This window comes from Burkholderia sp. M6-3 (assembly GCF_050858985.1).
In the GTDB taxonomy this organism is placed as follows: domain Bacteria; phylum Pseudomonadota; class Gammaproteobacteria; order Burkholderiales; family Burkholderiaceae; genus Paraburkholderia; species Paraburkholderia caledonica.
In genome coordinates this window covers 443,306-464,635 of the sequence record NZ_CP110091.1, presented here as the reverse complement: position 1 = coordinate 464,635, position 21,330 = coordinate 443,306, and the positions used below count along the sequence as shown (strand labels likewise).

Sequence of the window (21,330 nt, the reverse complement as noted above, 5' to 3'; positions counted from 1 at the left end):
GCTCAAACGTCTCGTTCTGCGGTTCTACTATTTCGGAGGCATCAAATATGCGTTACTCGGCCAACGGCCAGTCCTCGCCCGGAATGATCCACTCGATGTCTTCGGCGGCCAGCGCCAGCAGACCCTTCCTGTCGCCGCGGCCAATCGCGGCGAAGAAGTCCTTCACGGTCTGGACGTTCTTCTCGGTACTCATCGGAAATTCTCCATTTCTCTCGGTTCGGATCGCGCGCGAAGTGTCTCAATCAGAACTCGCTGTCACTATCCGTTGCCCCGATCAGCCTGTCGTCGGTCGCGTCGGTCAAACACCCTGGAAAGAGGCCGGCCGGCATTGCAGCAACGTGGTCCCACGACTGGCGGGGCTTGTGGGCCAGCCACGGGAGCGCAACAGAATCAGCCCTGCGCCCAGCCCCCATCGACGGGAAGATCGATACCCGTGATGTAAGAACTTTCATCGGAGGCGAGGAACGCGACTGCCGCCGCAAGTTCCTCAGGCATGCCCCTGCGGCCCATCGGGATCTGCGCGATGAACTGCGCGAGCGCTTGCTCAGCCTGTTCAGCGGTAAGGCCGGTCGTCGTCGTCAAGGCCGGGGTGTCGATTGCTCCGGGGCTCACACAATTCACACGGATCTTGCGGTCTTTCAATTCCAAAGACCAACCGCGCGCGAAGTTGCGCACGGCCGCCTTACTCGCGGCGTAAGCAGTAAATGCCGGAAGCCCTTTCACGTTTGCGACCGAGGAGGTCAGGATAATCGAGCCACCGTCCTTGAAGAGGGGAAGGGCCTTCTGCACCGTAAAGAACATTCCCTTTACGTTTACGTCGAAGGTCTGGTCAAAATGCGCCTCACTAGCTAACGCGAGCGGCGCGACCGTCCCTGCGCCCGCGTTCGCGAAGAGAATGTCGATGTGACCATGTTTCTCCTTCACGACAGCAAAGAGCCGGTCCAGATCTTCCAGGCGCGACACGTCGCCCGCGACCGCCGTAACGTTTCTCCCGATGGTGGCAGCGGCCTTCTGAAGTTCTTGCTCCCGTCGCCCGGTGATCACAACGTGCGCACCTTCTTCCACGAAGCGCCTGGCTGTGGCCAAGCCAATCCCGCTGCTTCCGCCTGTGACGACTGCAACCTTACCTTCCAATTTCTTCATGATCTTTCGCCTCTCGTTTAGGGTGTCAGGCAGCGCCGCTGTTCCCATTGGTACAAAGGCGCTGTATCATTTGGATCACCGATCCATATCCTGATTCGCAGTATCCGGATCAGTGATCCAAATATACGGATCAGTGATCCGATTGTCAAGGGACCCCATGCGAGCCGACGCCCAAAAAAATTACAGCCATCTACTTGCGGTCGCCCACGACGTGGTAGCCAAGGACGGTGTCGACGCGTCGATGCGAGATATCGCCCGCCGGGCCGGCGTCGGGTTGGCTACATTGCTACGTCATTTCCCGACGCGAGAAGCCTTGTTTGAAGCGTTGTTGTGTACGAATCTGGACGAACTGACGCAGAAGGCAGGCGAACTCGAAACGTCGAATTCACCTGACGAAGCGCTCGTGTCCTGGTTTCGCGAATGGATCGCATTTGCCCAAAGCTATAGGGGCGTTGTCGCCCTGATGGCGGCAGCTCATACCAACCCGGACTCCGCGCTTTACGCTTCATGCGCAGCCGTGCACTCAGCGAGCGCACGGCTGTTGCTGCGTGCCCAAGCCGCGGGGACAGCACGTGCCGATATGAATGGGGACGACATGTTCGGCCTGATGGCAGCGCTGGGCTGGCTTGTTGATCTGCCCTCATTCGCGCCACGGGCGGATCATCTAGTTCACCTTATTACGAGCGCAATCCTGACAAAACGGCCCGGCAATGACGTCAAAAAGAAAGATGTCAAAAAGGCCATGCGCTGAGTCGGATCGGCCTGGAAGGATTGCTGGGGGGGCAACGTTGCGCCTATAAAGTCGCCAACTCGGCGCTACGGATCGCCCCGATAGCGTGGCGAGCAATACTCAGCATGGGTTTGCTAGACGCGAAATAAAGTCGTCACTTTGCTCTTAAGATGCGGCCTTCGACGCACGGCCCCCGCCGGGGGTCGAGGAATATTGCGGTCGAAGTATGCCGACCGCATCGGGCAGCACGCGGCCAGGAGGGGACATTCGACGCGACGAGCTAAATCGATGACAATCGTCGTTTCAATACCCCCGCTACTGCCAACCAGTTTATGTCCCGCCCCCCTCGTCCGCCCGACCTGGTTGTGAACCTCTCCCTAACAGCACACCGATCAGACGGTTCGTCGAAGGAGGTCTTTTCAGGCTATCGCCCGATCTACAAGGTGCGCGCTGACTACTGGTCATCCGCACATCACGAGTTCGTCGACGCGACTGGAGTTTGCACGGGGCAGCGGAGCAAGGCGGATGTCTGGCTTTTAACGCCCGAGGCATACCCGCAAACGTTTTGGATCGGTCGACGTGTTGAAGTAGCTGAAGGGTCGCGAGTTGTAGGCGTTGCAGACATCCTGCAAATACTCAATCCGCTGCTCGAATTGAGCGCAGATGGCTGAGCGCGCACCACCAAGATCTCGTCGATTCGCTGAAAGCGTCTACTCCCATGCTTATGGAACAATCGATAACGCTCAATGTGCCAACCAACCTATCGCCAGAGGACTGGCGAAGAGTCGCAGCCATCTACGAGACACTCGATGGATGGATGGCTGACCCAAATGGCGCTTACTGGTACGGACGCGAAGGCGACGTCCGGTATATTTGGGCATCTGCTGAGCCGAGCGGGCTGCTCTTCTGCGGCCGGGTCGAGCCGAGCTTGTGGTGTGGTTGGATTACCGTGCTTTGCTCCAGGCTAAGTCTTGCCCTTGCTCGCGAGGTGCACGACGCTGCAATGTAGACGAACCTCCAATCGCATCGGGCAGTGGTCGGCCACTTTCTGCCGCTCGCCTGGGTCATGCGGTGGTCGTTCGAACGACCGGTCCACTCTGAAACCCGCCAGATGCTCAACGCGCAGTTGTCGGCCATTGCAGACGCTCAGCTACCGACACGGATACGGCGGCTGCACGACGCTAACCGGCCGTTCGCTCGAGCCGGATCTTGAGCGGCGACGCTCACATCGACGAACGCGTCCTTACGACCCAGCTCGGCCGCTCGACCAATTGCAGATCAAAGGCACTCCGCGGTGCCAGAGCGGTCATTCGGAGAATGGCTTTGAGCAGATGCTGCGAACGCCGGCTGGCCGTCAACGGGCGCAATGCAGTTGCGGCGATTCACGCAATACGCACCGCGTACGCCCGTGTCGCTTCCTCAGCATTGGGAGGAGCATGGCAACCACACCGAGCGGCCTGCCGCTTATCGGCTCATAGCCCGACAGTCTTCGGCGCATTTCCTGCAAGTTTCCGCGCATTTTCTGTTCGGAAAGGCATGCCGTTGCGCAATGGTCGCAGGCCGCAGCGCACGCGTCGCAGGCCTCTATGCAAGATTGATGTTGCTGTTGTGCCATATGATCCTCCGGGGTGCGAGAGTGGTGATTGCGCCTAACAGGCCGTCGCTTTCCGCAGGCCGCAGGCCGGATACCACATACCTACTAACCCGGCTGTGTCGCGAAACGATCGATGCATTCGTTGGACCGTTGGATCGACGACTGCTACATTTTTTCCTTCACCTATGCGGATCAGCCACCAATTAACGGGATCGCTGGTCTTGGATCCCGCGAGCATGGCAAGGTGCATAGCGAACCAGAACTCAGGGCTCGCGACCTTCGTAATTCCCTCATATACCGGCTTGAGCCGCAAAGATTGGATGATGGCCGTGACTCCATACGCCAACCCGCTAGGACGTGATAGAGGCTATGTCCGTGCGTCCAGCCAGCTGGTTGGACCGCAAGAGCGAACTGGTCACCATCGCTGCCTCCGTATCATCGCTACCGTAGTAGCGACGGGAAGCCGTTTGCCGCCGCCATCATGCACAAATGATGGTTCCGGCAGCCGAGCGACAAGTGGGGCATGAGTTTGCCTTCCGGCATGCACTCGGTGCCGAATGCGTTAGCCACTCAAGGAAACATTTCAGCCTTTCTTCGCCCGAAACTCCGGGAATTTTGTACGCGAATCGCCGGCTGGTTTACAACCCAGCCCGAATGGTCGTGCCGGTTAGCAAAGCGCAGTGATGACCCGTGACACAAGGCGTCAATTCACACCCGTCGAATCGCATTGGAAATCGAAAAAACGTTCTCGCCGGAATATACAAAGTCACGTTGCATTTCGACATGCCACTTCAAGAAGTTCCGACTGGTCGATTTCCTTGGAATCATCCAGTCGTGCAGTTCAATGATCACCAGCGGGAATCTGTTTATGTCATCAGAGGGGCGCGAGAAGAGGTCCTCTTCTGCACCTTCGATGTCGATCTTCAGGATGAATGGCGTTCCGCTCGATTTCGCCATCACCTGTTCCAACGTCATCGCTTCGACGGGATACGAGTGCTCGGTGGGCTGGTTAGCCGTACGATACGCCCAGGCGCCTCCCCCGGGATCGTCAAGATAAAGCGTGCCACTGGTCGATGCAATGGCGGCATTCAACGGGGCTATGGATGCGAATGGAATCGAGTTGCTCTTGAGAAGTTCGAAGTTCGATACGTCCGGTTCGATAGCTAGTATCTTGGCCTTTGGATACGTGAGCGCAAACCAGACCGCGCTAGCTCCGATGTTGGCTCCTGCGTCGACGATGATCGGATCCGGGCAGATCTCATAAAAGTCGACTATTTCTTGCGCCCGTTGAAGATGGTCCGTTGCGTAGTCGCGTCGAAAAAAAATCTGTTCGCACACCGCCCGGTCCGGCACTGACGGTCGGAAATTGAAGTGCTGTCCGCCGGGAAGCTTCAATCCGCGCAGACCGTACCGAGGGGTTCCCCAAGCATCGAGAGACCGATCTTTTGGCTGCAGCAAACGTACGAGCCCCGGCGGCAATATCTCCTTCAGGGTGGACTTCACAAGGTCGTGCATAACCAATCTCCGCGTGTTTTTTGCCGGGGGGCGTGTTTGCCTCGGACGTTTCGTGCTAGAAAATTTGAACACTGTCTGAAGGAGTTAGGTCACCCTTCAGAAAAATCGAAAACGGACGTAGTCGCATCTAGTGTCTTGTCTGCATGATGCGGCGACCGTGCGTGAAAAAGAGTTCAACACAATGGCATGCAGATACCGATGCGAATCTCTTAGCCCCCACCGCCAATGGGTCGTCCGGGTGCAGATGATTACTGTCATGTCATTCATGATGTGTTACGCGAGGATAAGAGGCCATTTGATGACCCGGAACAATTTATAGAAAGCGTCGGCGAATCAGCGTGCTGGCGATGTTTTTCGGCGCGAGCAAGGTGGCAATGCTCCAACCGGCGATAAGACAGCGAAAGGTTGGGCGCTCGAAGCTTGCGCGGAAAGGAATTAAAAGGGCGTCGCGAAGGGCCCTGATTCTGCTGTCACCGGGCAGGGGATGCTGTCGCGGTGTGAGCCGTAAAGATGCAACGCGCAATTGCAACAAGTGAGGCGCACAGAAAAGTGTGCTGAGCGGCGGTGCCGCTGTGCCAGTCATTGCGCAGGCCTTGCATGCGGCGGTGTGACGCTTGAGCGCGCGCGCGATCTCTCGTCCAAAGTTGCTCGTGCTCGCGCTCATGGCGCTGTCATTAGCGCCGTGCATGCGATAGAGCACCAAGGGTGCAGCGATCGTTTCTACGTCGCCAAGGTAGGGGGCCATGGCGATGCAGGTTGAATCCGTGAACGAATCGTAGCTCGCATCCAGTGGAAAGATTTTTTCCAGAAAACTGCGTGCATAGGCATTTCCCGAGCCGGGCGGCGTAGGGTATTCGGACGTTTCATAAGCCCAGTGGCGGATCGCTTCCGACGATAGTCCAGGCGGGAGCTTCGGGATCACATTTCGAATCTTTGGAATCGCATTGTGTATGCGATGGCCCTGCGCGTCGACGCGCTCCATCAGCACCTGTACCTTGCTCAGGCCGGTTCGCCATACTGAAGCAATGGCGCGCAACGCACCGGGCATTAGCACGTCGTCAGCATCGAGGAATATGACGACGTCGCCTGTACTTCTCGCGAAGCCTACGTTGTTGGCGTCCCGCTGGCCCCCGTTCTTTTTGAAAATCGCCGTGATTTTTTCACCAAACGAATGAATGACGTCGGCCGAGTTGTCGGTCGATCCGTCGTCCACAACGATGATTTCCAGCCGGTCCCAATCTTGCGTCAAGGCACTTTCAACAGCTTGTCGAAGGAAATGCCCATAGTTGTAATTGGCGATGATGATCGAGAAAAAGAGGTCATTTTCAGCCATAGATACGCTCCGGCCAGCGTTCATTGCTACCTCCGGCCCAGCTAATAATTAGGTGTCCATGACGTGTTGGATGTTCGCTTCGACGAGTAAGTGACTATTTACCTGATCGCAAAGCTTGTGCACCGTAGGACGCGGTGTGTGGAGTCGTCGCAGAGGCCTAATTGCCAGTATTTAAGTTCAACGGTTCAAAAGGAAGAGATTAAGGCCTAAAATCGATGGATAAAGGCGCAAAACGTTGAAGCTTGCGTTATTCAGCTGAGGATAGGACTGCCTGATAATCGCGAAAGGCGAAATCCGACGCAGGGCACCGGAATGTCGTCATCATCATCGGCGGCAGCTTTGCCGGCCTCGCCGCCGTCCTGCAGTTCGGCCGTGCCCGCCGCAACGTCACCGTTCTTGCCACCGGCCGTCCGCACAACCGCTTTGCCGGCCACTCGCGTGGCCTGCTAGGCCACGATCACAAGCCGCCACTGGACATCCTGCTCGAGCGCGGCAGCAACTTGCGCGCTATCCAACGATCAGGCTGGTCAATGCCCGGGCCGAGAGCGTGTCTGGCGCCATCGACAATTTCAGCGTCGTCACTGACGTGGGTGCGGCTGCTATCTGGCGAGATGTCGTGCGAGTACAACCGGCCGTGACCGGGCATCCACCTCTCGGCCATGAATGACCGCTGACATAACGACACCGGCCTGCGGCTCCCGACTTCAGTGGGATCTCTGGCGAGTTGAATTACCGAGTGTTGTCCTCGATGGGCGCTTCCGCTCGCATCATGCAAAATAGCCGCATCCAGTAGCGGAGAATGCCTCGTGGGCGTCAACTTCGACCTCAACGATTTGCAGGCGTTTCGAGCCGTCGTGGAGTTGGGCAGCTTCCGCAAGGCGGCGGATGCGGTCAACATCTCGCAGCCGGCGCTGAGCCGGCGCATCGAGAAGCTCGAAGCAGCGCTCGGCGTGCGGCTCTTCGAGCGGACCACCCGCAGTGTCACGCTCACGACCGTAGGCCGTGTGTTCGCCCCAAGCGCGGAACAACTTCTCGACGATCTCGATGTCGCGTTGCTCGGCATCCGCGATGTCTCCACCAGCCGCCTGGGCCACGTGACCATCGCGTGCGTGCCGTCGGTTGCCTACTATTTCCTGCCGAGCGTCGTCGCTGCCTATCACTCCCGCTATCCGCGCATCCGGGTCAAGCTCCTCGACTCGAGCGCGAACGAAGTTCTCGGCGCGGTCATCAGCGGTGAAGCCGATTTCGGCGTGAGCTTCATGGGCAGCCAGGAGACCGAGGTCGAGTTCAAGGTCCTGCTGCAGGAACGTTTCGTCGCAGCGTGCCGTCGCGATCATCCGCTTGCCAAAAAAACGCGCGTGTCATGGAGCGAGTTGTACGAACATGAATACGTTTCCGTCGACAAGACTTCCGGCAACCGTTTGCTGCTCGATCAGGCGTTGACGACCGTGGCGCCGTCGGTGCCGAGCGTCTGCGAGACGCGGCATGTCACCACCATGCTCGGCCTGATCGAAGCGGGACTCGGCGTGGCCGCCGTGCCTTCGATGGCGATGCCCATGCGCGACCATCCGATCCTGACCAGCGTGCCGCTCGTCGATCCGGTCGTGACGAGGCGAGTCGGCATCGTCCGGCGTAGGAGGCGTCCGCTCGCGCCGGCCGCGCAGCAGTTCTATCAGACAATCCTCGACACGAAACGCAGCGGCATGGCCGGTGCCGCCAGGAAGACCCCGAAATGACACTGCCGTGACTTGCCCATCGACGGGCCGATCGCGGCATCGAGCGTATTGCCGGTCGATGCCGCGAACTTCGGGCAAGCAGCCTGTACGCCGTGGTAAAGCCGCCGGAGCTCATCACATGCAAATCGGCGGCCTGTACATTTGCCGCGACGGCCGCGCTGCCGACGAGCTCGGCGGTACAGAATTTCAGAAGGATGGATTTCATGTGCGAAAGGATGCGATGTTTCAAGACGCCGCATGCAGCCGAACGGGACGGCGCCGATACAGTGCCAGTGTCGCACCGAGTCCGCACACCGCGGCGAAGCTCATCCAGTAGCCGGGCGCGGCCTTGTCGCCGGTCATGTGAATGAGCGCGGTTGAGATAACGGGCGTAAAGCCGCCGAAAACCGCCGTCGCGAGGCTGTAAGCGAGCGAGAAACCGGCGACGCGCACTTCGACCGGCATCACCTCGGTCAGCGCGACGACCATCGCGCCGTTGTACATGCCGTACATGAACGAGAGCCACAACAGTACGAGCAGCATGTTGACGAAGCTCGGCGCGTGGGCGAGCAGCGACAGCGCGGGGTACGCGGTTGCAATCGCGAGGATCGTCATCGCGAGGAGAAGCGGACGGCGTCCGATCCGGTCCGAGAGCGCACCGCCGATCGGCAGCCAGATGAAGTTGGAGATGCCCACGCACAGCGTGACGAGCAGACTGTCGGCGGTGCTCAGATGCAGAACGGTCTTGCCGAAGGTCGGCGCGTAGACGGTGATCAGATAGAAGCTCGTGGTGGTCATCGCGACCAGAAGCACGCCGGCGATCACGACAGTCCAATTCTGCACGAGCGTTGCAAACACTTCCTTCATGCTCGGACGATGCTGGCGCTGTTTGAATTCCTCCGTTTCCTCGAGATTGCGCCGAAGAATGAAGATGAAAGGCACGATCATGCAGCCGACGAAGAACGGTACGCGCCATCCCCACGCAGCGATCGCCGCCGTGTCGAGCCACTGATTGAGCGCGAAACCGAGCGCGGCGGCGATGACGATCGCCACTTGCTGGCTCGCCGACTGCCAGCTCGTGAAGAAGCCCTTGTGTCCGGGCGTCGCCATCTCGGCAAGATAGACCGATACACCGCCCAGTTCCGCACCCGCCGAGAAACCCTGCAGCAGGCGGCCGATCAGAACCAGCAACGGCGCGAACAGTCCGATCGTCGCGTAGCCGGGCACGAACGCGATCAGGATGGTGCCGCTCGCCATGATCGACAGGGTGACGATCAGGCCCTTGCGGCGGCCGACATCATCAATATAGGCACCGAGGATGATCGCACCTAGCGGCCGCATCAGGAAGCCCGCGCCGAAGACGGCGAAGGTCATCATCAGCGATGCGAACTCGCTTGCCGCCGGGAAGAAAACCGCGGCGATCTGCGTTGCGTAGAAGCCGAACAAGAAGAAGTCGAACTGCTCCAGGAAGTTGCCCGCTGTCACGCGTAATACGGCGGACGTCTTCGTCTGCCCCGGGGGCAAGCTGCTTGAGGAGGGATGCATACAGGTGTCTCCTGAAAACTTTGAACTTCGTGGTGTTCGGGCGGATTGTTGTTTGTCGAATACTCGCCCGGACAGCGGGAAACGCTAAGTGCTATTTGCGGAACAAATGATGTTCGCTGGTTACCAGTGCCAGGTTGCTTTCAAGCCACGAAGCGGCACTGGGAGGCGGGCGTGCGGGTGTCCATGTTGCGTCCCCGGTTCAGGTGATCGTCGATTTCCGCCGCGCATCCGAGCATGCGGGGATACAGGAAAATCGTGAACGCGGCGCTTTCCAGATCGCGCTCGGTCAATTCACCACGTTGAAGCGGCTGCCACAACATCTTCAGCAGCAGGGCCGCGATCACCGCATCTATGTTGACACAGTACACGTTGCGGGACACGCCGGCATCGAACAACGCCTGTACAACTTCGCGATAGAACGCATGGAACACGTTGTATTCCCCGCGCTTCTCGCACAAGTTTGCGATGAACACCTCGCGGGGGTCGTGATTGACGGGCCTGTCTTTGAACACCGGATGATTGACGCCCGGGAGCTTCGCGATGTCGAGGCTACCCGCGCGTTTCTGCCGCGCCTTGTATTGCGCGTAACGCTCAACCGAGCGCTCGGCCAGCGCGCGCAGGTCCACGCCATGTTCAGGGTCGGCCGGATCGTCGAGGCCGCTATCCCGGAACGCTTCGATCAGGAACGCGACGCCCTCATAGCCGTTGCCGCCATGCGTATAGCCGGTATGCGAAAGAAAGCCGACCAGCGCCTTGTTGAGTTGCACGCGCTCGGGGCTTTCCGGACCGTCGGCCGAGACGGCGCCTTTCGCACCCTGCGCCGAGATGGCTCCTGGACCGTTGGTGAGCAGGAGACCGACGAGCGTCTTGAAGGCGAACAGATCGTCGCGGCCGGGTTCGAGATCGAGCAATGCGGCGAAACAAACCTCGGTGAGGCTGCGTTCATTCAGCAGCGATTCGGTGGTGAAGCCGCAGAAGCCTTCCGGGGCGTGACGAGATGCATCCGCCGAAGCGCCGATCAAACGTCCGAACAGCATCGTCCACCAAGGCAAGCTCTCTGCGGTCACGCGCGACACACGCTTGCGCATGAGCGGACCCCACGCCAACGTGGTCGTGATCGCGGCGAGCACGGCATCCGCCGTCGGGTGCGCCGGCTGCGCCGCCAGCCAGCGGATTAGCACTGACCTGGCTTCACGCTTCGCAAGTCCCGCGAGCATCGCTTCGGCGCGCGGATCGCGGGCATCGACGAAGAGCGGCTCGCAGCCGGTGGCGTCGATCTGGCCGATGTCGAAGCTTTCATCGAGCGCGTTAGTGAGGCCCGCAGCCGCGAAGCGATCAATCAGCCATTTGGCGGCATCGCGCGCCGCCCGCTGACGATTCGGCCCGACGATCGATGCCGCAGCCGCCAGAATCGCGTTCGGGGCGTTGCCCGCCTCGCGCGCCGCCTGGGCCGCGACGAGTTCCGGCGTTCCATGCAGATTGACCGAAGCCGCGATCGCTACGTTGATCAGCCTCTCGTCGTTCTCGCCGCCGGATTCGTGCAGCAAGGCAAGGTTCACATTCGCTTCGAGCGAGCGCGTCGCAGCGTCGAGCATCGAGGTTCCGTGCAGGCTGCTGACCTGCGTTTTCGCGTCCATTTGCGACGCGCCCGATGCGTCCTTGAGCGTCTGACGCGGTGCAATCGCCCCGATCTGGCTGTTGACCTGCAAGACTTGCTCGTCATACGGAGCGACCGCGCGGACCACGGGAATCGCAAGATCAGACGGCAACTCGATCTCTTGATCGGAGCCAAACCACGGCTTGAGCGCGAGGCTGCCTTCGGGCTCGAAGTCGGGCATCGTCGCGTTGGCGCGCATGACGGCGGTCAGCGCCGCCGGGATATGCGCAATGTTCGTGACGACCGCGCCCTTGGCCGAGCAGCATGGATCGTCTGGGCTAAAGAGCCGGTCGACGCCGAACTTCTCCATGAACCAGCGTTCCTTCGCTTGCGCGTCATCGGAACCGCCGGCCATCGCGCCCGCATGACCGACCGCGCGCGTCAGCCGGCTTTTCCACCGGCCCACCACGCAGGCAACCACCGGTTTCGTAAAGGTCGCATCGGCTTCGTAGTAGCCGCCCGGTTCGCAATAGAGCACGGCGGCCTTGCTGCGCGCATCGTTGGCGAGTGCGAATGCGAATTCCGGCGCGGCGTAGTGGATGTAGACGTCCTTGCCGCTCGAAATAACGGTCGATGTGCCCCAGCCGCTCATGCGCAGATATTGCGCGATCGTCGTGCTGAATCCACCGGAGTTGGAGAAGATAGCGATTGAACCTTTGCGCAGCGAATCGTCCGGATTGTCGCCGCCGAGCGCTCCGCCGATTCTCACGCGATTCCACGAGTCCGCGACGCCCAGCCCGTTCGCCCCGAAGATGTCGATGCCCGCTTGCTGACCCATCGCGCGGATTTCGCGGGCGTCATGCACGGCGATCTTCTCGGTGATGATGAAAATCTTCTTCAGGTCGGGATTGACGCGAATCAGTTCGGCGACGCCGTCGCGGGCGGCCGATGGCGGCAGATACACCACGCCGCAGTTGAAGCGGTGCCCCGCCTCCAGCCCTTCGCGGACGTTGTTGAACACCGGGATATCGCCGGCCGATGTGGAGAGCGTTTGCCCGCCCTTCCCCGGTGCCGTACCGAAGACGATATTGCCGCCCGAGAAGGCATGACTAACGGGTGTCACATCCGAAGACTCACCGCCGAGGATATTGAGCACGCACACGCGATCGTCGCGCGTGGCGATCTGCGCGAGCGAGTTTACGCCGACGAAGTACTTGAACGGGTTGCTGTGTTGTTTATACATGTCGTGCTCCTCAAGCCTGAGCCGTTTCGGCTTTCATCGCGGTCGCGCCGATCCGTGCTGCGATCTTGGCCCGGCCACCCTCTCGCATCCACGCATCGGCTTTTCGTGCGTACTGGATGACTTCGCTGATGTCGGAGTCGAATCCGAAAAGTCTGTAAGGCAGGCCGAGGGAGTCGCAGGTGTCTCTCAACGCCGCCATGCCGCGCACGAGGTTTGGGCCGCCGCGACCCAGCACCACGTAGAGCGGCGTCGGTCCATGCTCGCTGAAGTGTTCACGAAGGGCATCGGCCATCGCGCGCAGCGTCTCGAAGATGTCGGTGTTGTTCGACTTGCCGCCGATGATGAAAAGCACGTTCGACTGCTTGAGCCAGTGTTTGAAACAGATACGGGCCACTTCCTTCATCTTCGCGTAGGGCGGATTGCCCCCGAAATCCGACGAAATGATCGCGGCGTCGCCGAGCATTTCGGTGACGAGCGAGTTGGCACCGCCGCCGAACGTCGGCGCGAGGATTGTTCCCTTGTCGTTGATCACGTACACATCGCTTTGGCCCTGATGCGTGCGCAATTGATTGATCTCCTGCTCGAAGTCGGAGTAGTCGGCGGCAAACAGGTGTTGCGGCAGTCCAAGACGCGTCCAGCGCGGGTCGTCGCGATCGAAGCCGCATTTGAAGTCGCAGGCGACCGGTGTCAGCCGTCCGTTCTTGTCCTCGCGCATCCGGATCGGATTAAGCTCCAGCGTCGTCATGCCGAAGTCGTGAAAGAGCTCCCAGAGTTTCGGCAACTGCTGCACGAGCGGCGAGATGATCTCCTTCGGCGCGCCGATCTCGCTCAGCGCGTTCGCCACGACGAACGCCTTGAGGCCCGTCAACGCATCAAAAGGCACCATCGCCACATGTTTCGGATCGACCTCTTCGATATCCATGCCGCCCTTGTGGGAGAGCGTCATCGTCGGTGCACGAAAGCGGGTCGAATCGGTGATCGAGAAATAGACTTCATGCTCGGCCGGCACGCCGGCTTCGAACGTCACGCCATTCGCCTTCGCTTTCAAATGGCCGACGGCATGCTGGGCAAAGTACAACCGCTCTTTCTCGCTCAGCGCCGTCTTGAGATCGGTGGCGCGGCCGAGCAAGCCCGCTTTGCCCTTCTTTCCGACTCCGCCCTTGAAGACGGGCTTGATGAAAATCTGGCGATGGCGATCGATCAAGGTCTTGATCTCTTCCTCGCTGGCGCTCGGGCCGAGGATTTCACTCGCCGGGAATCCGACGAATTGCAGCAGGCGCGCGCCGTGCAACATACCGGTGATTTGCATGAAGATTGTCTCCTGAAGGGCATTGCGATGAATGAGAAACGGGTGTTCGAACGAGCGCCGGACGTGACAAAGCGGCCGCCGCGCCATTGGCGCTCGGGTTGCGATGTCTGGTATGCGTGGAGGCTGGGCCACGAGACCTGGCGGCCCCGAGTGGCAATCGTTAGCCGCGTCGAACGCGTCTTGCGTCGTGCATGGCTTGTCTCCGATGCGTTTTTTTGCGTGCCAATTTGGCTGGAATCTTGAGTACAGATACTCACGCAAATAAATTGACGCGATAAGTGAATTTTTTCAAAGCATTGATGTTCGCTTGTTATCAATGCAGTGGATTGAAATGTGTCGTTGCCCCGCATTCTTTTCTGCAACCCGTCGAGGCAGACATGTGAGCGGTCCAAGCTTTAGGTACTTCTGTCGACGGTCCGTTACGGACGAGTAAGGGACAATCAATATTCGCCGTCGGTCGTCCGTTCAGGGTCGGGAGTGTGACTTCGCTGACGCGGGAAGCTGTCATCGGGTTGTTCGATGCCGCCACCGTCAGCAGTCCGCCACGTTGCTGACGTAGAACCCGGATCGCTCCAACGTCGGCAATGGCCGACGACCTGCCTGATGTTAACGTAGGCGTCACGCCGACGAGGTTGACAGCCGTACAATGGAAACCTACTGCAAACAACAACCTGCTAGGTTGAAAAAATTCTTCGACGTCGGCTTCGAGCTGAGCGCCAGAATTTAGCGGTACGCTAGGCTCGCTGCCGCAATCTGCCCTTGAAACCCTCCGCCATTATTTAGTCAGAAAAACCCGTAACTGTTTTTTTTAGTCACCAATATCGTGCCTCCTCGCTCCACGGGCCTGGGAGCCAATGAAAGAATCCGTAACTTTAGGAATTTGAAGTCTGGTACCCTGCGCCCTTTGCAACAGCTTGCATTCAATCTCGATGGAAAACCCATTCAACGATCGCGGCGTGTCTGTCACGCGCAACGCGCTCTCATCCGCTGGCCAGGTCTTTCCGCTGCGCGACATCGTCAGCGTGAAGGTCGTCACCGTGGAGAAGAACAAGGTATTGCCGGTCACCATCTCGCTGCTGGGGCTCGTCGGCGGGATTGTTGGCGGCGTATTGCACGCGCCGGTGGGCATCGTATGTGGCGTGATGCTGGTGGTTGTCGGCTGGCTAACCTGGGTGACGCAGGACATCACGTATCGTCTGATGGTGCAAACGGCCAATGGCGAACGCGAGGCGCTTTCGAGCGTCGATCGAGAGTTCGTCGAGCGCGTCGGCGCGGCCGTGAACGAAGCTAAAAGCACAGCCGCTTCTGCAGCGTAGAAAGCCTGAGCAAGTCAAAGCGGGGCCCGCGCCCGCGGGCTCAAGCAACCGCCGCCGGCAGTGCTCACAGCGCGGTATATCCATCGACGCAAAGAGACCCCAGTGCCGCGCGTCGCGCCACGGTCCAGGCCTTCACACATCTTTGCAAGTGCGCACCGGTGCGCAGGTAGAGTCGCCGCTTCTGTTATCGCGCGTTCCCTGGCGCAGGGCCTCGCGTTGCCGCACGAGCTGCATGTGCCGCGGCATCGGGGCAGTCTGCTCGCACTGCTAGCAACCAGTAAGAGCCGGTGGCTTTGCTGGTGCGTTTTGCTGGCGCCTTGCCGGTGCATCTCTTTCCGTAAAAGGGTCGTATGCATCGCCTTCGCCAGGGACCGCGCTTTTGCGAGCGTGCCTCATGTCCCTGCCTATTGTCGATGCCGCCTGCCGGCACTTGCACCGTCAACTTTCCCGTTTCACCGCTGCCGCGCTGGTCTCCGCCTGCGCGGTGTCAACGTTCAGCGGCTGCTCGGTCACTTTCCCGACGCCCACGCCGCCGGCTCCGGCGGTCTCGCTGATCAACGGCGGCAAAGACGGCGTGCTGATTCCTCTCCATGTGGAACGCGCCGACCAGGATCACGCGCGTCTCGGCCTGCCAGTCGAACTGGACGGCAAACCCGTCTACGTCGCGCTCGATACGGGCACGCAAGGGGTTCGTGTATTGAAATCGGTGCTGCCGGGTTCCGACTATGCGAGCGCAGCGCCGACGAGCACGCTGCTGCTCGCGAACGGCGCGCAGGTTTCCGGCGCGGCCGTGAAGTTGCCGCTGAGCGTCGCCGGATCGAAGGCCGTACAGATCGGCGCGCAAGCGGTCGACACCGTCAGTTGCCAGACCACCTCGAGGCATTGCGTTGCGATGGACGGCTACAGCGGCGAATTCGGCTGGGCCTTCTCCGGGCTTTTCGGCGTGGGCGCCGCGCAACCGGGCGACGCCTGCTGCACACAGCCGCTGCGCGCATTAGCCGGCCACATTGGCGAGCGGTATCTCGTGCACTCGAACTTCGCGAAGCCGTATTTGCTATTGAGCCCGTCGAGCGCAATCACGAAGGACTACACGATCGTGCCGATGACCGTATCGAACGACGGCACGATGCAATGGCCGCGAGGCTGCATCAATGTCGGCGACAAGATGACGTTTTGCGCGCCGCTCGTGTTCGCCACGGCCACCACCGGCATGATCCGCATTGAAACGGATACCGCGCCGAACTGGACCGGCGACGACAGCGTGGGCAAAGTGCTGATACAGGGCAACTACAACACAGCTGTCGGCTCGGGCAACTGGGTGCACCGCTACCAAGACGCGCAAGTGACCATCGTCAAGGCGCAGCCCGGCGAGAACCGCATCGTGATCGGTCTGATGGGCATGCAGAATATCGACGTGCTGTTCGATTTTCCGCGCGCCCAGTTGGGTCTCTACGCGAATCGGGCGGTCGAAAACCTCACGCCGTAACATAGCTTCAACAAGAAAAGGCCGCGCGTCGTTCAACAGACGCGCGGCCTTTTTTCTCGCCGCTGAGTAGCCACGCCATCCGCAGCGGAGCAACGCGAACGCTCAGCCCAGATTGAGCGGAGCGACGCGCCAGATCTCGCGCGCGTATTCGCTGATCGTTCGATCCGACGAAAACTGCCCCATGCCCGCCACGTTCTCGATCGCGCTCTCGGTCCACGCGCGCTTGTCGACGAAACGCGCGTCCACTTCACTCTGCGCCTTCGCAAACGCGGCGAAATCGGCAAGCACCATGTAGTGATCGCCCCAGTCCACCAGCGTGTGGAAAATATCCGAGAAGCGCAGCGGATCGTCCGGCGAGAAATAGCCGCTGCGGATCTGGTCGAGGGCCATGCGCAGTTCTGCGTTCTCCTCGTACACTTGCCGCGGCCGGTAGCCGCTTGCGCGCAGGTCGTCCACTTCGTCCGCCGTGTGACCGAAGATGAAGATGTTCTCGCGGCCCACGGCGTCGCAGATTTCGATGTTCGCGCCGTCCATCGTGCCAATCGTCAGCGCACCGTTGAGCGCGAGCTTCATATTGCCGGTGCCCGACGCTTCGGTGCCTGCCATCGAAATCTGTTCGGAGAGATCGGCCGCAGGAATGATCAGTTCCGCCACGCTCACGCCGTAGTTGGGCACGAACACCACTTTGAGGCGGTCGCCGATCAGCGGATCGTGATTGACCTTCTGACTCACGTCGCCAATCAGTTTGATGATCGTCTTCGCCATCCGGTAAGCGGATGCCGCCTTGCCGGCGAACATCACGACACGCGGAACCCAATCGTGCTCCGGATTCGCGCGAATCTGGTTATAGCGCACGATCACATGCAGCACGTTCAACAGCTGCCGCTTGTATTCGTGAATGCGCTTCACCTGCAGATCGAACAGCGCGTCGGGATCGAAATGCAGCTTCGTGTGATGTGCGAGCCGCTGCACGAGGCGCAATTTGTTCTGCCGCTTCGCTTCACGGAATGCTTCGACAAAGCCGCTATCGCTGCGTAGCTCGCGTAGCTGCTCGAGCTCGAACAGATTGCTGCGCCAATGCGTGCCGATCCGCTGATCGATCAGCGACGACAGCGACGGGCTCGCCTGCGACAGCCAGCGCCGCGGCGTAATGCCGTTAGTCACATTCGTAAAGCGGTCCGGATAAATGCGCGCGAAGTCGGCGAAGATGTCGCGCGTCATGAGCTGCGAATGCAGCTTCGACACGCCGTTCACCTTGTGGCTCGCGACAATCGCCAGATACGCCATGCGCACACGCCGCTGACCGTATTCGTCGACGAGAGAAATACGGCGGATCATTTCGGCGTCATGGCCCGAATGCTCGCTCACATGCTTCAGAAAGCCGGCATTGATCTCGAAGATGATCTCGAGATGCCGCGGCAGCAGCCTCGACAGCATCTCGACGTCCCACGTTTCGAGCGCTTCGGGCATCAGCGTGTGGTTCGTGTACGAGAAAATCTGCGTGACGTGTTTCCACGCCTTGTCCCACGGCAGGTGATGCACGTCCACGAGCAGACGCATGAGCTCGGGAATCGCCAGCACGGGGTGCGTATCGTTCAGATGCACCGCGACCTTTTCGGAGAAGCGCCCGAACGTGCTGTGCGTGCGCTGATAGCGGCGAATCAGATCCTGCATGGTCGCTGAGACGAAGAAGTACTCCTGACGCAGCCGCAGCTCGCGACCGGCCGGCGTCGAGTCGTCCGGATAAAGAAGGCGCGACACGTTCTCCGACATGTTCTTCGTGTCCACCGCATTGCGGTAGTCGCCGCGGTTGAACGCGCCGAGGTCCAGTTCGTCGGTGGCACGCGCGGACCACAGCCTCAGCGTGTTGGTCGCGTCGGTCGCGTAGCCGGGAATCACCGTGTCGTATGCGGTTGCGTTCACATGCTCGGTATCGATCCATTCGACCTGATCGCCGCGCTGAACGGTGCGGCCGCCGAAATGCACGGTGTACTTGATCTCGGGCCGCGGAAACTCCCACGGATTACCCGCGCGCAACCAGTAGTCGGGCGCCTCGACCTGCTCGCCGTTGACGATCTCCTGTCGGAACATGCCGTATTCATAACGGATGCCGTAGCCGAAGCCGGGAATGCCGAGCGTCGCCATCGAATCGAGAAAACATGCGGCGAGCCGGCCGAGACCGCCATTGCCGAGCGCGGCGTCGGGCTCTATGTCGATGAGCGCGTCCATGTCGACGCCGAGGCTCGCTAACGCCTCCTTCATCTGATCGTGAATGCCCAGCGCGAGCAACGCGTTGGTAAAGGTCCGGCCGATCAGGAACTCCATCGACAGGTAGTAGACGCGCTTCACGTCCTGCTCGTATTGCAGGCGGGTGGTTTTCATCCAGCGGGCGACGAGCCGGTCGCGCACGGCGAGCGCCGCGGCGTGCAGCCAGTCATGCGGATGCGCGGTGACGGCGTCCTTGCCGACGCCGTACATCATGCGATTGGAAATTGAGCGCCGTAGCGCGTCGACGGTACTGTTGAGCTGGTCGAATTCCAGATCGACGGCTGTCATCGAAGCCTCCGGGAAAAAACGCTGCGACATGCGCGAACCGCACAGATGACGGACGGGAGGCGCGTGCCGGTCAGGCGGGTTAAGAATCAGAGTAGGACATTTTACGACTCCCGGATGTCGGCGAGCGCGGGTGCTGGTCACGCACATGCCATGCCCGCGTGTCCGGGCGGCCACGTACAGAGCCGGCCACTTTTGCGCACGCGCACGGTGCAAGGCGCGCGTGAACGGGCACTGCACGCGTGCATCCGGTTGATCAAAGCAGTGATGCCAAAGTGTGAAGGCGTTCGCCGCAAGCGTGACAGGATGCGACGCAAATCACGTGACAGAAACAATTATTTTTTCCGCTCGTAACGTCCGGACGGCCGAACAAGCGCTTCAGTTCAAGCTTCATCTGGCTGATGCTGACGACAAGCGTATCAAGCGTGTGACGGCGAGCGGTGCCGTTCGCAACCGGCGACGGCGCGCGTCAACTCGAAGGCGCCCCGCGGGGCTGACAGTTAGTTGCACACACATTCGTTTTTCATACACCTTACAGTTCGTGCTTGCGCTGCAGGATTTCCCGGCCTCTGTAACAATCGCTACATTCGCCGCGCGGCGGCCTTGGGCGTTCGCCCAACAAGCCCGCGCCTTGCGTTACGCACAACCCTGCCACTCGCGCGCCACATGTTCAGATTCGTGCCGCGTCGACACGCACACCCGACGAGCCATGCCTTGTCCGACAAGCTGAGCGCGGCGTCCGCGCCGCCCTTTCCCGCGGATGCTCCAATGTCCGCCGCCAACCGCCGTGCGATGGCGGCGATCATGCTTGCCGTCGCGCTCGCGACGCTCGACACGGCGATCGCCAACACCGCGCTGCCCGCCATCGCCGCCGATCTGCACGCGGCGCCCGCTGCGTCGGTGTGGATCATCAACGCTTATCAGCTCGCAATGGTCGCGACGCTGCTGCCGCTTGCCGCGCTCGGCGACATCATTGGGCATCGGCGGATCTATATCGGCGGCATTGCGCTGTTTACCATCGCGTCGCTCGCTTGCTCGATGGCGCCCACCCTGCCCATGCTTGCGGGTGCACGCGTGCTGCAAGGCCTCGGTGCGAGCGCGATCATGAGCGTCAACACCGCGCTGATCCGCTTCCTGTATCCGCCGCACCGGCTCGGACGCGGGCTCGGTATGAACGCGCTCATCGTCGGCGTGTCGTTTGCGGTGGGCCCGACGGTCGCGTCGCTGATTCTCTCGGTCGCTTCCTGGCCGTGGCTGTTCGCCGTCAATGTGCCGCTCGGGGTGCTCGCGCTGGCGTTCGCATGGCCCGCGCTGCCGCACACGGAGCGCGGCGCGCACAACTTCGATCCGCTCGCCGCGCTGCTGAACGTGGTGACGTTCGCCGCACTGATCTTTGCGCTGGGCGAAGCGGCCCAGCGCGCATCGACGCAACTCGTGCTGAGCGCCGCTGCCGTCGCGGTGATTTTCGGCCTGCTGCTGATTCGCCGTGAAGCCGGGCACCCGGCGCCCATGCTGCCGGTCGATCTTTTCAAGCGGCCCGTGTTCGCGCTGTCGGCAGTGACCGCCGTGTGCTCGTTCGCCGCGCAAGGCCTGGCGTTCGTCTCGCTGCCCTTCTATTTCGAGGATGTACTGCACCGCAGCCAGGTTGAAACCGGCTTCCTGATGACGCCGTGGCCGGTCGTCGTCGCGTTGGCAGCGCCGCTCGCGGGCAGCTTGTCCGACCGCTATCCGCCCGGCCTGCTCGGCGCCGTCGGGCTCGCGGTGATGTCGGCGGGAATGGCCTCGCTTGCGCTACTGCCGGTGCATCCGCACGTGCTCGACATCGGCATCCGGATGGCGATTTGCGGCGCGGGCTTCGGCTTTTTCCAATCGCCGAACCTGAAAGCGCTGATGGCGAGCGCGCCGCCCGAGCGCAGCGGCGGGGCGAGCGGGATCGTCGCGACGGCGCGGCTACTCGGCCAGACTACCGGCGCGGCGCTGGTCGCGTTGAGCTTCGGGATCGCGGGTAGGCACGGGCCGACGCTCGCGCTCGGCGCGGGCGCCTTCTTCGCGGGCGCGGCGAGTCTGGCGAGCGGATTGCGGCTCCTTGCGCCGTCGCATCGGGCAGGCGCGCATGTGCAAACGTCGGGGAAATGAAAACGGGCGCGCTATTGGACAGCGCGCCCGTTCTCGTCAATTGATTACAGCTTGATATCCGCTCGATGGCCAGCGTGAGTGAGCACGGCCGGACGGACACCGCGCGATGCCGGCT

General features: G+C 60.8%; 16 protein-coding genes and 4 pseudogenes. 7 read left to right on the top strand and 13 right to left on the bottom strand.

Annotated features, from left to right (window positions below):
* Positions 1-58: 58 nt before the first annotated feature.
* Together OH764_RS19395 and OH764_RS19390 are read right to left on the bottom strand one after the other, a co-directional pair.
* A pseudogene (locus tag OH764_RS19395) lies at positions 59-193 on the bottom strand (nuclear transport factor 2 family protein); the annotation flags it as partial.
* Between the two features lie 197 nt (positions 194-390).
* Entirely contained in the window at positions 391-1,143 is a 753-nt protein-coding gene (locus tag OH764_RS19390; RefSeq protein ID WP_498850384.1) for an SDR family NAD(P)-dependent oxidoreductase, read from the bottom strand.
* 157 nt (positions 1,144-1,300) lie between these two features.
* Between OH764_RS19390 and OH764_RS19385 the strand changes: the two genes are divergently transcribed.
* A complete protein-coding gene (locus OH764_RS19385) occupies positions 1,301-1,894 on the top strand; it encodes a TetR/AcrR family transcriptional regulator (protein WP_498850383.1) in 594 nt (197 codons plus the stop codon).
* A gap of 344 nt (positions 1,895-2,238) precedes the next feature.
* Positions 2,239-2,544 carry a hypothetical protein gene (locus OH764_RS19380; protein WP_498850382.1) on the top strand — a complete coding sequence of 102 codons (306 nt, stop codon included), beginning with the start codon at positions 2,239-2,241 and terminating at the stop codon, positions 2,542-2,544.
* A gap of 793 nt (positions 2,545-3,337) precedes the next feature.
* Here OH764_RS19380 and OH764_RS19375 read toward each other — a convergent pair.
* The 6 genes and pseudogenes from OH764_RS19375 to OH764_RS19350 all read right to left on the bottom strand — a co-directional run bounded on the left by OH764_RS19375 (position 3,338) and on the right by OH764_RS19350 (position 6,749).
* A complete protein-coding gene (locus tag OH764_RS19375) occupies positions 3,338-3,424 on the bottom strand; it encodes a four-helix bundle copper-binding protein (protein WP_498851243.1) in 87 nt (28 codons plus the stop codon).
* Positions 3,425-3,439: 15 nt separating this feature from the next.
* Positions 3,440-3,488, bottom strand: a pseudogene (locus OH764_RS19370) (four-helix bundle copper-binding protein); the annotation flags it as partial.
* Positions 3,489-3,522: 34 nt separating this feature from the next.
* Positions 3,523-3,717, bottom strand: coding sequence for a hypothetical protein (locus OH764_RS19365; RefSeq protein WP_498850381.1), 195 nt, complete (start codon positions 3,715-3,717; stop codon positions 3,523-3,525).
* Between the two features lie 458 nt (positions 3,718-4,175).
* Positions 4,176-4,982 carry a class I SAM-dependent methyltransferase gene (locus tag OH764_RS19360; RefSeq protein ID WP_498850380.1) on the bottom strand — a complete coding sequence of 269 codons (807 nt, stop codon included), beginning with the start codon at positions 4,980-4,982 and terminating at the stop codon, positions 4,176-4,178.
* A gap of 313 nt (positions 4,983-5,295) precedes the next feature.
* Positions 5,296-6,315, bottom strand: a complete 1,020-nt coding sequence (locus OH764_RS19355) for a glycosyltransferase family protein (RefSeq protein ID WP_498850379.1) — start codon at positions 6,313-6,315, stop codon at positions 5,296-5,298.
* Between the two features lie 251 nt (positions 6,316-6,566).
* Positions 6,567-6,749 (bottom strand): hypothetical protein, encoded by a 183-nt coding sequence (locus OH764_RS19350; protein ID WP_498850378.1) that lies wholly within the window; start codon positions 6,747-6,749, stop codon positions 6,567-6,569.
* On the opposite strand from OH764_RS19350, the pseudogene OH764_RS19345 reads away from it, so the two are divergent.
* Positions 6,675-6,901: pseudogene (locus tag OH764_RS19345) on the top strand (NAD(P)/FAD-dependent oxidoreductase); the annotation flags it as partial. The gene OH764_RS19350 and the pseudogene OH764_RS19345 sit on opposite strands and share 75 nt — an antisense overlap.
* A 220-nt stretch (positions 6,902-7,121) precedes the next feature.
* A complete protein-coding gene (locus OH764_RS19340) occupies positions 7,122-8,051 on the top strand; it encodes a LysR family transcriptional regulator (RefSeq protein WP_498850377.1) in 930 nt (309 codons plus the stop codon).
* Positions 8,052-8,059: 8 nt separating this feature from the next.
* On the opposite strand, the pseudogene OH764_RS19335 reads toward OH764_RS19340, so the two are convergent.
* The 4 genes and pseudogenes from OH764_RS19335 to OH764_RS19320 all read right to left on the bottom strand — a co-directional run.
* Positions 8,060-8,256 (bottom strand): annotated as a pseudogene (locus OH764_RS19335) (substrate-binding domain-containing protein); the annotation flags it as partial.
* A gap of 20 nt (positions 8,257-8,276) precedes the next feature.
* Positions 8,277-9,575: an MFS transporter gene (locus OH764_RS19330; RefSeq protein ID WP_498850376.1), complete on the bottom strand. Its 1,299-nt coding sequence runs from the start codon at positions 9,573-9,575 to the stop codon at positions 8,277-8,279.
* Positions 9,576-9,715: 140 nt separating this feature from the next.
* A complete protein-coding gene (locus OH764_RS19325) occupies positions 9,716-12,415 on the bottom strand; it encodes a CoA-binding protein (RefSeq protein ID WP_498850375.1) in 2,700 nt (899 codons plus the stop codon).
* 10 nt (positions 12,416-12,425) lie between these two features.
* Positions 12,426-13,724 carry an ATP-grasp domain-containing protein gene (locus OH764_RS19320; RefSeq protein WP_498850374.1) on the bottom strand — a complete coding sequence of 433 codons (1,299 nt, stop codon included), beginning with the start codon at positions 13,722-13,724 and terminating at the stop codon, positions 12,426-12,428.
* Between the two features lie 929 nt (positions 13,725-14,653).
* Here OH764_RS19320 and OH764_RS19315 point away from each other — a divergent pair.
* Positions 14,654-15,040 carry a DUF6232 family protein gene (locus OH764_RS19315; RefSeq protein ID WP_498850373.1) on the top strand — a complete coding sequence of 129 codons (387 nt, stop codon included), beginning with the start codon at positions 14,654-14,656 and terminating at the stop codon, positions 15,038-15,040.
* 394 nt (positions 15,041-15,434) lie between these two features.
* Positions 15,435-16,526, top strand: coding sequence for a hypothetical protein (locus OH764_RS19310; RefSeq protein WP_498850372.1), 1,092 nt, complete (start codon positions 15,435-15,437; stop codon positions 16,524-16,526).
* Between the two features lie 102 nt (positions 16,527-16,628).
* Here the strand turns inward: OH764_RS19310 and OH764_RS19305 are convergent, their stop codons facing one another.
* Positions 16,629-19,082, bottom strand: coding sequence for a glycogen/starch/alpha-glucan phosphorylase (locus OH764_RS19305; RefSeq protein WP_498850371.1), 2,454 nt, complete (start codon positions 19,080-19,082; stop codon positions 16,629-16,631).
* 765 nt (positions 19,083-19,847) lie between these two features.
* On the opposite strand from OH764_RS19305, the gene OH764_RS19300 reads away from it, so the two are divergent.
* Positions 19,848-21,215 (top strand): MFS transporter, encoded by a 1,368-nt coding sequence (locus OH764_RS19300; RefSeq protein ID WP_498850370.1) that lies wholly within the window; start codon positions 19,848-19,850, stop codon positions 21,213-21,215.
* Positions 21,216-21,330 lie beyond the last annotated feature (115 nt).